This window comes from Robinsoniella sp., assembly GCF_034124845.1.
Genome location: NZ_JAWYAJ010000344.1, coordinates 1 through 14,935, shown reverse-complemented (window position 1 = coordinate 14,935; position 14,935 = coordinate 1). Strand labels below are relative to the sequence as shown.

The window sequence follows — 14,935 nt, the reverse complement described above, 5'->3', positions numbered from 1 at the left end:
ATGCACCTCATCCCGGATCTGCTGAGGCGTTGCGTTTACAAAAAACGACTGTGCATCAATTCCGCCCACAAATGCCAGATCATTTTTATATTGCTGCAATTCTATAGCACTCATACCATATGCCTGTGCCTGAAGAGGATGGAGAATATCAACTCCGGCGTCGATCAGGTCCGGTATAATCTGATGAATGGATCCACAGGAATGAACCATCACTTTTTTGCCATGTTTCTTTCCTACATCAATCAGCCTCTTTAGGGATGGCATAACAAATTTCCGAAAAAGTTCCGGTGAAATCATAAGATTCCTCTGGGTACCAAAGTCATTTCCAATAAACATAACATCTGAGCGGTGCCCTGTCTCCTTTAGCATTTTATCGTTAGCTGCCACATAATAATCCACAATGTGCTCCGTAGCCGCCTCGACAACTTCAGGATCCGTATACATTTTCACAAAATAGTTTTCCATTCCAAAAAAATTACATAAATCCTGGAAAAACCCGCTCCATATCCCACCCAGAATCATTTTATCCTGATGCTTGTCCATCTGGGCAATCACCTCAGCAAAATCAAAATTGCTCACATCCGGCCATGGATATGCATCAATTTCACTGATTTCCTCACATTCGGCAAAACATCCGGGACAGCTTAGAGAAATTCCTCTCTCCATGTTCCAAAAATAATCAAATGCTGGCTTCCCGTCCGGCGCATGGTAACAGTTTACGCCTCCAATCCAGCGGACATCATCGTTTAAATAGTTAAAAATAGCTTCACGATCCGGTTGTATCTTCCAGGCATGTGCAAGCAGCGGAATAATTTCATCACTGGGATGCCCGGTCCACATTGCCCCCTCCGGTACTTCTTTTCTATTAAATACACTCATTACTTTTTCTCTAGCATTCATAGTTATGCCTCCATATTATTATCTGCAACTGCTGATATAAGCCAACCGGCTCATTTTCTCCGCCGATGCGAGCCGAATAGGTCATTTTTTTCTGCCTGTAAAAGCCGAATTATTCATTCTCTTCTGCTCCTAAAAGCCGAATTGTTCATTCTCCACTGCCTCTAAAAGCCGAATTGTTCATTCTCCACTGCCGCACAGAGTGCATGGTATACCGGAAGATGCAGTTCCTGGACCCGGTAAGTTTCACTTTCCGGCACCGCAATAGTTACATCACAAAGTCCGCCCAGGATACCTCCTCCTGCTCCCGTAACGCCAATTGTTTTCATGCCCAGCACTTTTGCCACTTTTACAGCGTTTACTACATTCCTGGAATTTCCGGAAGTTGTGATTCCAATCAGCACATCCCCGCATTTCCCGTACCCCAGTACCTGCTGTGCAAAAACAGTATCCGGAGATACATCATTGTTAAACGCAGTCATCAAAGCCGCTTGAGATGTTAAAGAAATAGCGGGAAGTGCTCCCTGCAAATAATCCGCCAGGTTCTCTCCCTCAAATTCCCGGTCTATTTTTTCTCTCAGGCTGGCAGATAATGGCCGCTGCAGCCGGAATCCCTTCATAAGCTCACCAACGATATGCTCTGAATCTGCTGCACTGCCGCCATTACCACAGACCAGCACCTTATTACCCATACGGTAACACTCCGATAAAATGGAAAAAGCAGATTCAATTTCCACTGCAAATTCTTTTAATGCCGGGAAATTTATGTAAAGGCAAGTAAAAATATCTTCTGTTTTATCTTTCATATTGCATACCCCTGCTCCTGTTCAATTCCATTCCAATCCCTGCCCCGTTCCCCAAAGCCGTAGTCAGTGCCGCCATATCCCCAATGGACTCTGCCAGCTTTGCCGGGAGAATTTTGCAGTGTTCAGCCGATGCCGGGAGGCATTCCCTTTCCACTGCTCTGGTCACCGCCGGCATAAGCAAATCATAATTCCTTGCAAATATGCTTCCTCCTATGACCGCCTGAGGGTTTAGAATATCAATTAAAATTGCAATTCCTCTTCCCAGATATTCCCCCGCTGTATCGCATATTTCCCTGCACAGTTTATCCCCTTCTTTTGCAAGTCCAAACACATTTTTTGCTGTAATTCCAAGTTCTGTCAGCGGATGTTTTTTGCCCCTCTGGGTTAGCTCCATTACTTTTAATTCCGCCAAGTTGGCAATTCCACCGCCGCTTCCAAATCCCTCAAAGGCTCCGCACTTTCCGAATCCCACGGGACCGAATTCCGACAGTCTCACATGCCCCACTTCCCCAGCCATATCCCTGCAACCTGCATATAATTTTCCATTTAAGACCAGCCCCGCTCCAAGGCCCGTGCCACAAGTCAGAAACACCAGATCCGACAGCCCCTTACCCGCACCGTACCTCCATTCCGCCAGTGCCCCGGCATTTGCATCATTCTGCAGATATACCGGTAAGCCAAACCTGTCTTTCAAAAAGGCAGTAATCTCTACATGATCCCAGCCCGGCAGATTGGGCGGAGAGAGGATGCATCCCGATTTTGTGTCAAGAGGACCGCCGCAACTGATACCAATACCGCTGTAAAGGTGTATCTCATTCCCAGCAATTTTATGAATCAGTTCTTCTATTTTCTCCAGTGCATGTTCCGGCTTCGGATATTGCTTTGTCTCAAAAACTTCTTTTCTTCTGATAAGTATCTGTTCTTCGCTGGCTTCTCCGTCCAGAACCGCACATTTCGTACCACCGATATCAACTCCCAGTAATTTTTTCATATTCCGCTTCCCCCAGATCCAAAATAGGTTTTCTCCAGTTTTATTTTTTCTTCTGTATCCATGGATTTTAAATGGCTCAAAGTGTACTCCAGTCCAATTTTTTTCCATTTTCCTGCTCCGGCACTGTGATAGGGCATTATTTCAACTTTACGGATGCACCCGAATCTTTTCTTAAGCTTTTGCACCGTCACCAGATGTTCTTCGTCATCATTCACCCCCGGTATGATGGGGCATCTGAGAATTACATCCTTTTTCCCTTTATTGAGCAGCTCTAACGTCCGGTAAACGTCTTCATTTCCTCTGCCGGTATACTTCATATGCTTTTGGCTGTCCGAATGTTTAAAATCCAGCAGGAACAAATCTGTCACTTTCATGATCTCTGACAGAGCATCTCCGGCACCAATGCCATTTGTTTCAATTGCCGTAGAAATCCCCCGTTCCTTGCAACCCTTTAGCAGGGTAATCAAGAAATCCTTCCAAATAGCAGGTTCCCCGCCGGAAAATGTGACACCGCCGCCGCTTTCGTCAAAATATTTTTTATCTCTTGCTGCTATTTCCAAAATTTCCTCATGGTCCATCCATGTACCAATCCTGGTGACTGCCCCTGTTTCGCAGGTTTTCATGCATTCCCCGCACAGGTTACATTTTTTAAAATCAACCTCATGCCTTTTTCCCACAAATCTATGTACATTTTGACGGCACACCATTTCACATTTCCGGCATCCGCTGCATTTGAAATCCTCATATGAAAGCTGGGGTTCCCGGACAAATGACTCCGGATTATGACACCAGCTGCACCTGAGATTGCATCCTTTCAGAAACACTGTTGTTCTGATACCAGGACCGTCATCCACACAGCATCTCTGAATATCAAAAATGCATCCTTTCCTTTTTGATTTAATATAATGTTCTTGCAATGATTTCCCGCTGCTCCTCTTCCTGCAATTCTACAAACCTTGCACTGAAACCGCCTACCCTGACCAACAGATTTTTATACTTCTCCGGCTCCCGCACGGCACGTTCCAGATCTTCACGGCCAATTACACTGATCATCGCCTGACTTCCTCCAGACTGGAAATAGACATTTAACATGGCACGTACTTTGTCCCGGTAGTCAGAGAACATCTGCTTTGAAAATTTAATATTCTGAACACACCCCGCATGAATAGACGGGTCCAGCTTTACCAGTGAATTCAGCATGGCTGTAAGTCCATTTTTGTCATTTCCATGAAAAGGATTATTGGCATTCGCCATAAAGGTATGTGCCAGGCGTCCATCCGGAGATGCCCCGGTATGTTTGCCCAGAACGGTATTGGCATTATTGTTAATTGTGACTGTCAGATAACTGTGAAGATCCGTATACTTCTTTCCTGCTTTTGCGGTTTCCGTACAAATGTGTTCATGTACCATCTGTGCCATGGCATCAGCCTCATCATGATCATTTCCATACTTTGGCGCATCCAGCAGCTTACTCCTTACTTCTTCATAGCCAGTAAAATTACTCTTCAATGCCTTCAGCAGAGTGCCCGCATCAATAGATTTCTCCTGGTATACCAGCTTTTTGACAGCCGTCAGACTGTCAGCCGTATTGATATTTCCGTAGGATTCCAGGGTTCCTCCCAGGTACCGTATCCCTCCATCCAGCAATGCCCTTCCCCGTTCTATACAGTCATCGTAAAGAAGGCTGAAATAAAGAAAAGCGCAATCCTGATTTGCTATTTTATATTCTGTCTCTTCCTGTATGGCAAGGTATTTCAGAAAATACGCACATTGCTTTTTATAGGCATCAAACAGTTCATCAAAAGTCTGAAAATCTTCGATCCCGCCCCATTCCGGCGCCAGTTGTTCTCCGGTATGGATATCATGTCCATTGTTTAACGTCACTTCCAGTACCTTTAACAGATTAATCAGACCGCTGGGCGTTCCGATGCTCTGATGGGCAATCACATATTCTCCGCATCCGTAAGGGCAGTAGTCCTGTGCCGTCTGAAGGCTGACCCCAAATGCTTTCTGTACAGCGGGTATATTGACGTCATCACTATAGAGCATGGGGAACGTAGCGCCTTTTTCTATGGAGTCAAAAGCTTTCTTCATAATCCACTCGGGGGTATCATGGGAAAATCGCAGAGTCAGCTGCGGAACCACATCCATTCGTTCCATCGTAGCCTGAATTGCAAGCCCGCAGAACCGGTCAACCGATTGGGTATCTTCTCTTCCCTTTCCACCGATTACCACCCGGGTGTCATAAGGCTTGTTCCGCACAGAGAGGGCTTTCCACATCCCTTTCAAAAGCTCCAGCGCTCTTGCTTCCGTGATTCTGCCATGATCCACATCAGCGGTGTAGTAGGATGCCAGATACGTATCCATTCTGCCCAGATTCAGGCTTCCCGACTGCAGCCAGTACAAGATCACCAATTGAATGGCTTCCAGAAAACTATCCGGTTTCCCTGTACTGATATGAAGCAGCGCCTCTGCCAGTTCCTTCAGATGAAGGGCACGCTGTTCCTCCATTGGCGCTTCCAGCATCTTCAGTACCATATTTCGGTAATACAGACAGGTATCTGACAGGGCTTCCAGGGCAATTTCCAATCCTTTGTAGAATGCCGCTGCCTTCTCATCACAATTTTTCTGTTTAGCTGCCACCATATGTCGTAATTCTTCGATCCCATAATTTAACAAGTACCCATAGTTCAACTGGGTTCCTGAAATGCGGTAGAGGGCATATGCCGCTGCTCTTTCATAGGGATAAAATTTATCCGGAATTGCTTTGCTCAGCTTCCGCCCATATGCTTTTTTTATTTTGCCTGTAGTATCGTTGTCCTCCCAGAACATCTGCAGCTCTTCCATAACTATTTTCTGTTCCGCAGTAATATCCTCTTCCATGATTTTCTGAAAATGATATCCGTCAAAATAGTATCCCAGCTGCTGGCACTCTTCCTGAGGGTTAAATCCGATTGGAAGGGCACCCAGCCTTCCGGCAAACAGATCTTCTTCCCTCATCTGTCCCATCACAGCCGGGAACTGTACTTTCAGGCACATAGCCTCCCGGATTGCCGCCGGTGCACCTTCATACTTCCGATAAGTATCCGTAAACTCTTTCATTACACGGATTTTTTCACTGGTAGAAAGCATGCTTTCATTCATAATTGTAAACATATCTGCCTCCTGTTCCGATATCCGTTATCCTATATCTTTTTCTCTTCTTCAAATAGAATTTTAAATGTCTTTATTTCATATGGCGTCATCTCACAGGAAAAACCGCTGCCTTCAGTCTTAATCCCCGCCAGTTCCTCTTCCATGAGATTGCACTCAGCCACTCTCACCGGCACTTTTCCAAAATAAAACTTCACCTGTCCCCGGTACTGCATACACTCGTAAGCGCGGAAGATCCAGCCATTTCCGTCCTCCGCCTTTTTTATCGTCTCCAAAACAACATTCTTGCTATCGGTTCCCGCTGCTGAAAATCTCTCCGGCAGATACCCTTCTTTGTCCTGACATTTTTCCCTGGTATAAAACGGATAATTAAATTCATATGCTTTCCGGTCCGCGCCTGCCTCTTTCCAGGATAAACCATGGGGGAACAGTGCATAGGAAAACAGATGTCCGCCCTGATCTGCATGTTCATCCGGATAGGAGGATGTTTTAATTAAGGTCAGACGCATTTTACTGTCCTTGATGTCCCAGCCGTATTTGCAGTCATTAATCAGTGTCACCCCATAGTTTCCCTCCGACAAATCCGCCCATTTATGGGCACAGACTTCAAACTGGGCATAATCCCAGCTGGTATTGGAGTGGGTCGGTCTCTGCAGATTTCCAAACTGAATATCATAAGTTGCATGATTAGAGCGGATCTCCAGTTCAAATCCCGTTTTCAGCAAAACATTGCTCTCATGCCAGTCGCACTGATTATCAAAGCGAATTTCCCGGCTATGCTGATATACCGTAACTCTCTGACAGATTCTGGACCGGTTATACCGATAAATAAGCCTTACCACAGTCTTAATCGGTCCGCTCTCTTCTATGACCGCCTCTTCCAGCTCTGTAATACTGTAAGATTTCTCATAGGCATAGATTTCTGTATTCCAGGCATCAAACTGATGCGGCTTGTCTTCAAATACACACAGCTCATTCCCAAGCCCTCCGCTTTTTAATACATTTCTCCTGAATTCCTTATCATAAATCTCTATGATCTGCCCAGATTGATTAAAGCCGATTCGATAGTATGGGGTTTCCAGTTTTCCGTCCCACACCTTTGTTTCCTGTATTGTTTCCTGTAGGAAATTATTATTACCCTGTTCCCACCGGTAAAATTTATAACCACAGGACGGAACTTCATACAAGAGATATTCTGCCGAAATTCTCCCTTCCTCCAAATGATACTGAGCCGGCACAATCTCTTCCCCATCCATCAATACCCGGTCCAGAGGAACATCTGCTATTTTGATATACCCGCTTCTCTCCCATGGCAGAGAATTAAATACCATTATGCCGCCGCTAAGTGTTCTTACACCGCCTGTAATATCATCCAGTGCTCGATTTCTTAATTCTTCACCCTCTTGACGGATTGAACGGTAGGATTTGGCTGCGTCCTCATAGACTTCTCTGATTGCGGAACCCGGAATAATATCATGGAACTGGTTGGTACAGATTTGTTTCCAGTTTCTTTCCAGGTCCTCTGCAGGATATTTCTTTGATCCGGACAACATATCTCGGAGGGAGGCAAATAATTCTATATCGTGATACAGCACCTCCGCTTTTCTATTTTCCCGCTTCACAAAAGCCTGGGAAGTATAGGTGCCTCTGTGATATTCAAAATATAGCTCACCGTCCCAGACAGGTACTTTCTCCTGCTCCAGTCGTGCTTCCAGATCCTTTGCAAATTCTTCTACGTGCTTCATTTTCACTTTGGGAATGCCTGGCAGGTCTTCCATTACCTCGTAAGCTTCCAGCATTTCTCTGGTGGGTCCTCCGCCTCCGTCCCCCCATCCAAATGGCATAAGCACTTCCTGATTGATATCCTTCTGCTGATATCTGTCCCAGGTTCCCTTAATTTCCCAGGGGGCAATGACACCATTGTAGGTACTCCCCCAGGTCACATTTTTTTCCGGGCAGGTTCCAAGCTGGGTCAGAATCTCAGACCCATCCATTCCCTTCCACAGAAATGTATCATATGGAATCTTATTGTATTGGTTCCAGCTCATCTTGTTTGTCCAGAACAGGCGAATTCCGCTTTTTCTTAAGATCTGGGGTAACACCCAGGAATATCCAAACACATCCGGCAGCCATAAAACCGTTGTATCTTTGCCAAACTGTTCTTTGATATACTTCTTTCCGTATAAAATCTGGCGCACCAGTGATTCTCCTCCGGGAATATTCGTATCCGGTTCCACCCACATTCCACCTGTTATTTCCCATCTCCCCTCACCAATCTTTTCCTTAATTCTCTCATACAGTCCGGGATAATGATTGCGAATCATCTCATACAGCAATGGGGAACTCTGTGAAAACTTATATTCCGGATACCGGTCCATCAAATGGAGCACGGTAGAAAAGCTCCTGGCGCCTTTTTCTTCCGTATGGCAGAGCCGCCACAGCCACGCCATATCAATATGGGTATGCCCGCATACTGCGACCGTTGGTTTCCCGCCTCCAGCCAGGTTCCCCGCCTTATATTTTTCCTTCAGATATCTATAGGCACTGCTGATGCTCTTATAAAATTCTTCACTGCCTGGGTTTCGGTAATCAACGCAGTGAAAACTGTGATCCAGTTTTTTCAACAACTCAATTCGGCGATAATCCTCCTGATCCAGCTCCCGAATAGTTTCAAACAGGATCTTCGCCAGATAATAATACTTCTCCGTATCCTTATGAACGGTCTCAAGCCAGATTCCCTGAAAATGCCGCTTTTGCTCCGGCCGGTTCATCCCAGACCAGACCCGCAGGGCAATGTCAAGATCTTTGCCGCTTGCGGTCTCAGCGTTCAGGCGCATCCTGGAATGCCACTGATCAAAGGCACAGGCTTCTCTGCCATTTATATAGAGCATTGCTTCTGCTTTTATTTCCATCGATTCCCGTGGCCCTGCCTCCACTCTTAAATCCAGTGTCTGCTCCCTGAAAGCCTGTGGTATCCTTATCTTCCCCCTGATCCATATGACCTGATCTCTGCCGCCCCATTCCTGTCCGCTGCCTAAATCCTGCCAACCCGAATCATCCATTCCCGGACTGGCGTATCGGCTGTCATCCTTCTTCAGATAACATAACTCCCTTACCGGCTCAGACTCCATATGGATATACCCTTCCAGCTCCCGGATACGATGCCCAAGCTTTTCTATCATATATTTGTCCATGTCATACCTCCAGTAACCCTATCGGTTAAAATAATCCATTTTTATATTGGGTATTCCACTTTCCTCTTCCTGTTGAAGGTTCAAAAATCCGGACTCAAATTTCGGCGTATATGCTATCCTTATTTCTGCCGTTTCATTTGGAAAAAGAGTAATGTAACTCCGGTCACAGATCAGATCATAGGCTTCCTCACAATACGGATGGATATGCAGCACCGGAGTATTCCCTGCATTTCTGATTACTGCTTTTATTACCCCAGCTTCATCTTTTTCCTGCTTTACCGTCAGCTCTCCCTTATCCATCTTCATTGCCCGTTCATAGGGCAGTCCATCCCCGCAGCCAAAGAAATATAGATTTTCACTGGTTTGCTCATTCATTTTCACCTGTAACCTGACTACAAACATATCAATCAACGTCTGGGGTATCATAAATTGGAGTTCCATCGCCTTTAACGTTCTTGTACATTCCGCTTTCCCTGCCTGCTCTTTTAAAAGAATCCTGCTCCCCTTCAAATCCAGCACTTCACAGGTCAGCCGATATTCCATCCCAGCCTCCGGCTGCTCTTTTCCCACACAGACCGTCCCCTGAAACAATTCTCCCGGCTGATAATCCAGTCTGCGGTAATCCAGGGATACTGCCAGATCGGAAAAGGCCGTTTTGCTCCAGTAGTATGCCATTTTCGGTTCCAGATAATAATCCATCAGGCTGGTGCAGTACACATTGGGCCAGGGTTCATTGATCTGCCAGATAATGCTTCCGCTGTTGTGGAATTTTCTTCTCCGGTTGGCTTCCAGGATGAATCTGAGTCCCTCAGCCTGCATCCACTGGCTGCATTTGGACATCTGATCCATGTTTGTCCGGTCACCAAATATTTCCTGATCCCGTTTATATGTACACCACCATTCTCCATGATGCCGGTACGCCATATTTTCCTCTGCCGGCAGAAGCGTCCGGTGTTCTACCGAAAGAAATTTTTCCAGGCTTCTTACGGAACACATTCCTTCTGTTCCGAATTCACTGTGGAACAGACTGTCAGAACCTGCGTATAATTCATAATGTATGGGATTCCCCATATAATTCCAGTTTCCGTGTATGTCATGGCTCGCGCCTTCCTCTTTGTTGATAAATTCATTAGGCCCGGACGCTGATGTGGGCAGGAAAAGCCTTTGGGGATCCATTGATTCCACCAATTCTTTTAACATTGCAATATTTTCATCCTCATATCCCGCCGGCACAAAATCATCATCCGTCAATTCATTTCCCCCGCTCCACACGGTCAGAGCGGTGTGGCTTCGGAGCCTGCGCAGTGCCGATTCCGCTGTTCTTTTCAGCAGGTTCAGGAAAACCGGGCGTTTGGAAGGTGTATTATCAATCCCCGAACTGGACTGTATAAATTCCTGCCATACTAAGATGCCGTACTGATCACAAAGCCGGTAGAAAACGTCCTTTTCAATGACCCCGCCGCCCCATACCCGTACCATATTTACATTCATATTCTTCATCATTTTAACGAGATGTTCATAATGGCTGTTCGAGACATTTCCGTAGATATGATCCAGGGGTGTCATATTTACACCTTTGATATAAACAGGTATATCATTTATGCAAAACGTATATGGCAGTGCTTCTTCCGGACTTCCGTCATTGTTTCGGTACTGTATGCTTCGGATACCAATTTCTTCCTCATAATCATCCAGAATCCTGCCATTCTTTTTTAATGTCAACTTAAAATGATATAATTCCTGGCTTCCATATCCGTTTGGATACCAGAGTTTCGGGTTCTTCACCACAAAACACCCGGTTACTCTTTTCGCCGATACCGGCAATGCCTGCTGTATGTTTACGCCATCCTTTTCCAGAACTGCTTCCACTTCATATTTACCCGCCCCGGAAGACTTCTCCTGTATCCTCGCCTGAAAGCTGATATATCCCTTCTGATCCTGATAGTCCGAAGAAATAAAGTGCTCCTCCAGACAGGCATCCTCCTCAAAACGGATATAACAATCGTCCCAGATCCCCAGATTCACCAGCCTGGTTGAAAAATCCCATTTATAGTTAAAGCGGCTTTTTTGTGTAAAAGTCTGAGATGTTTTTCCAATCTGCCCCATCTCATCCGGTGCATGCATAATCAATACTTTTATTTCCAGATCTTCTCCGGATGCTGCTTCCTTTGATATATCCAGGATAATTGGCTCAAACATTCCTTCATGCCGGCACTTTTCCCTTCCATTTACATAAATAATTGCCTGATAGTCAATGCCTTTAAAAATCAGGGACTGGTATTTCCCTTGAATCACCTTGCTATGTACCACTGTTTTATAAAGCCACCATCTGTTTTCCACCCATTCGCATTTGAAACTGTCCATATCCTTATATGGATCCGAGATCAGTCCTGCCTTGTATAAATCATAATGGATTCCACCAGGAACCGTAGCTTTGAGCCAGTCTGTAATTCCAAGCAGTTCCTTTCCGGTTTCCATACTGCGGTCTTTCAGCGGAACCCATGGATAATATCCTTTTACTTTCCATTCACAATTCGATAAGCTGTAAATCATATGCTTTCCCTCAACTTTCCTGATGCCAGATTACCCCTTGACTGCCCCGGCAGCCACACCTTCAATGATATATTTCTGAAGCAGCAGATAGATGATAACCATCGGCAGCATCATGAAGACAATATCCGCACTTACCAGCGTCCATTTCAGACCATATTCCGTAGTGAAGGTATACATGCTCAGCGGCAGCGTTTTTATGGAACCGTCCGTGAACATCATCAGGGGTAGGAAAAAGTCGTTCCATACCCCAAGACCATTGATAATTCCAATGGTTGAGATCTGCGCCTTCGTCAGTGGAAGCATAATCTGGAAATAAGACCGGAAATGTCCGGCTCCGTCAATCTGTGCGGATTCCAGAATTTCTTTGGAAACCGTCTGCATAAACTTCGTAAATATAAAAATGCAGGTAGCCAGACCTGTTGCTATGTAAATAATAATCAATCCGAATCTCGTATTCAGTAAATGTAATTCTTTATAGATCATAAACAGCGGAAAAATAACGGTTTGAATTGCAAACACCAGCGGAATTAAAAACAGAGCAGAGAATAATTTTGCATGCCTGAATTTCATGCTGGTCATTGCATAAGCTGCCAGGGAACCTATAAAAACCTGTCCCAGCACAGCAAACACGGTAATGGTCAGGCTGGTAAACGTGACCCCTGGTATATCCGCATCTTTCCAGACTTTTACGTAGTTATCCAGACGCAGCGGAAAACCAGGCATAAAATTTGTATTCATAAATTCCGGTTCTGTCTTAAAGGAAATAATAACTACAATTAAAATAGGCGCCATGACAAAACACGCAATTACTCCCAGTAAAAGAATCTTCAAAAACTTCTGCAATCGGTTATTATATGTAATCATAAAACCCCCACCTCTCTCCTACTTAAAAGCCGGTTCTGTACATAGGAAACCAGCAGAATCATAAGGAACATCAGAAGAGACATGGCGGATCCAAGTCCCGCATCCTTCTGCCTGAAAAATGCATCCACACTTGCCATGGCAAAAGTCTGGCTGGCGTGTCCCGGTCCTCCGTTGGTCATAACGTACATCAGGTCGAAGGCTTTTAATCCACCCATAGTCGCCATGACAGTATTAATCGTGATGGATGGTGCAACCAGCGGCAGAGTAATCTTAAAAAACTGATGTACTTTACCGGCACCGTCAATCGACGCTGCTTCGTATAACTGGCTGGGTATGGACTGCAGTCCTGCAAGGTAAATCACCATATTGTAACCGGTCCACTGCCACACATTTACCAGCACAATGGAATACATGACAATCTTGGGATCGGAAAGCCACTTAATATTGGAGAGAAATTCCCATCCAAAATGATCTGCAAGCATCCCCAGCGGCCCCATCACCGGGTTGAAAATCAGGGACCAGGCATACCCTACCGCGACCATAGATACCACACAGGGCAGAAAAAATATCGTTCTGAACAGATTCCTGCCACGGAAGCTCCTGTTCAGTGCAACTGCCAGCAGAAGTGCCAATACGCCCTGGATCACTACGGTTAAAATCGTAAACTCAAATGTATTGAGCAGCGGTTCCTGAAGACTCTTGTCTGTAAAAATTTTGATAAAATTCTTGAAACCAATAAATTCAAAATCCGGTGCAATTCCATTCCAATCCGTAAATCCAAGAACAGCCGTTGCCATCATCGGTCCGGCATACACAAACAAAAATATTACGATTGCGGGAAGCATAAACAGATACGGCAGCCAGTTCTTTCCTTTCTTCTTTGCTTTTTGATTCATAATTTTACCCTTTCTCATTCATCATTTCTGAAAACCCAGACAGGTATCCTGTTTAAGAAAACAGATGGAAAATCACCACTTTTAATTTCTTAATGATTGTGATTTTCCATCCAGGCATGATCTGTTCTGTTATGATGATCCGTTATGATTCATTGTTACGATTCGCTCTGATGATTGATTCGAACTGCTCATTTATGATGTGGTACGCTCCCTGGAATCAGCTAATCTCTGTGCTAACTCGTCAGGTGTAATGACATCCAGGAACATTTCCTGCAGAAGTTTGTCAAATTCAGAGTTATCCTCTGCATTCTGGCTGGAGTAAAAGAAATCCGCACTTTTATTATCCAGAAAAGAATTAAATAAGTTCATAGCGGAATCCCCCTCCAGCTCTACTCCTTTCACAGGACTGAATGATTTCATCTGATTTGCAATGATGGACGCCCCTTCCTGGGAAGACATGAATTCCAGGAATTTATTCACTTCTTCCGGATGTTTGGTACTGGATATTCCAACATTATAGGAGCCCACCGATACCGGAATCACGGTCTCATCCGTACTTTCTACGGGAATTGCAAAAACCCCCAGATCAAACTCTAACTGAGCATCATCAAAAACGGTAGCCTGCCACTCACCCTGGCAAAGCATGGGGATCTGCTGGCTGACAAAAAGTGACACTGCATCATCCCCGGTAAAACTCATCGCATCAGGATGAATATAACCCGCGTTGTAAAAATCATCTATTTTCTTAAACGCATCTGTAAACACCGGATCCGTATAGGAGATTTCTCCACAGTTTGCCTTTTCAAATATTTCCGGGTCTTTGACAATCAGATCATGCATATACGTATAGATATCAAAGTTTATGGGCCACCCGTCTTTACATCCGTTCGCCATGCTGTATATGCCTTTTTCTTTAAACGTATTACAGGCATCTATGAACTCCTGGTAAGTTTTTGGAACTTTAATTCCATTCTCTTCAAACATGGTTTTATTGTAATAGACACCGATCAGGTTTATGGCATCCGCAATACCATAGACCTTACCGTCTTTTGTAATCTTATCCAGCATGCCTTCTTTATAATTCTCCAGATATTCATTGCCGGTAAGGTCCATCAGATATCCTGCTTCTACATAATCTTCAATACTTTCCGGACGTACGGTAGTAACATCAATATCCGTGCCTGAGAGCATTCTCACCTGCTGTGCTTTTAAATATTCATCAATATTCTTTACCACCTGATACTTCACCTTGATTCCGGGATTCTGCTTTTCAAACTCCGCAATCAGCTTCTCCGGATGCCTGTCCGCCTGAGAACGGTATGTAAGGTAGTTGATCTCCACCGTTTCACTGGAGCCCTCCTCCTTTGCCGCATCCTTTGAAGTACTTTCCTCGGTGGCTGCACCGGAAGTTAATGCCTCTGTCTGTGTTTCCTTGTCTTGGCATCCTGCCAGCACGGAAGCTGTCAGGGAAACCATTAATAAAGCCGCAATCCTTTTTTTCATGTTAAATCCTCCTTCAAAATTTGTTTTTCTATTTGTTTTTTAAGATGCTCTTATACTATCATTACAGAGGTTCGTTTT

Annotated in this window: 10 protein-coding genes; all 10 read right to left on the bottom strand. The window is 44.9% G+C overall.

Features of this window, described 5'->3' with window-relative positions:
- On the bottom strand, positions 1–900 hold a 900-nt coding region (locus tag ACH2DQ_RS17335), incomplete at its 3' end, for a uroporphyrinogen decarboxylase family protein (protein ID WP_395027601.1).
- Positions 901–1,061: 161 nt separating this feature from the next.
- Positions 1,062–1,703 (bottom strand): SIS domain-containing protein, encoded by a 642-nt coding sequence (locus tag ACH2DQ_RS17330; RefSeq protein WP_394910788.1) that lies wholly within the window; start codon positions 1,701–1,703, stop codon positions 1,062–1,064.
- On the bottom strand, positions 1,693–2,694 hold the full coding sequence (locus tag ACH2DQ_RS17325; protein WP_394910787.1) for an ROK family protein: 1,002 nt from the start codon (positions 2,692–2,694) through the stop codon (positions 1,693–1,695). The genes ACH2DQ_RS17330 and ACH2DQ_RS17325 overlap by 11 nt, the downstream gene beginning before the upstream one ends.
- A complete protein-coding gene (locus tag ACH2DQ_RS17320; RefSeq protein WP_394910786.1) occupies positions 2,691–3,611 on the bottom strand; it encodes a glycyl-radical enzyme activating protein in 921 nt (306 codons plus the stop codon). Before ACH2DQ_RS17320 ends, ACH2DQ_RS17325 begins: the two co-directional genes overlap by 4 nt.
- Positions 3,592–5,850 carry a pyruvate formate lyase family protein gene (locus ACH2DQ_RS17315; RefSeq protein WP_394910785.1) on the bottom strand — a complete coding sequence of 753 codons (2,259 nt, stop codon included), beginning with the start codon at positions 5,848–5,850 and terminating at the stop codon, positions 3,592–3,594. Before ACH2DQ_RS17315 ends, ACH2DQ_RS17320 begins: the two co-directional genes overlap by 20 nt.
- A gap of 29 nt (positions 5,851–5,879) precedes the next feature.
- Complete coding sequence (locus tag ACH2DQ_RS17310) at positions 5,880–9,041, bottom strand: alpha-mannosidase (protein ID WP_394910784.1); 3,162 nt, start codon at positions 9,039–9,041, stop codon at positions 5,880–5,882.
- Positions 9,042–9,059: 18 nt separating this feature from the next.
- Positions 9,060–11,594, bottom strand: a complete 2,535-nt coding sequence (locus ACH2DQ_RS17305; protein ID WP_394910783.1) for a glycoside hydrolase family 2 protein — start codon at positions 11,592–11,594, stop codon at positions 9,060–9,062.
- A 30-nt stretch (positions 11,595–11,624) separates the two neighbouring features.
- Positions 11,625–12,458, bottom strand: a complete 834-nt coding sequence (locus ACH2DQ_RS17300) for a carbohydrate ABC transporter permease (protein WP_394910782.1) — start codon at positions 12,456–12,458, stop codon at positions 11,625–11,627.
- A complete protein-coding gene (locus ACH2DQ_RS17295; protein WP_394910781.1) occupies positions 12,455–13,354 on the bottom strand; it encodes a carbohydrate ABC transporter permease in 900 nt (299 codons plus the stop codon). Before ACH2DQ_RS17295 ends, ACH2DQ_RS17300 begins: the two co-directional genes overlap by 4 nt.
- A 192-nt stretch (positions 13,355–13,546) precedes the next feature.
- Entirely contained in the window at positions 13,547–14,857 is a 1,311-nt protein-coding gene (locus ACH2DQ_RS17290) for an ABC transporter substrate-binding protein (protein WP_395027596.1), read from the bottom strand.
- Positions 14,858–14,935 lie beyond the last annotated feature (78 nt).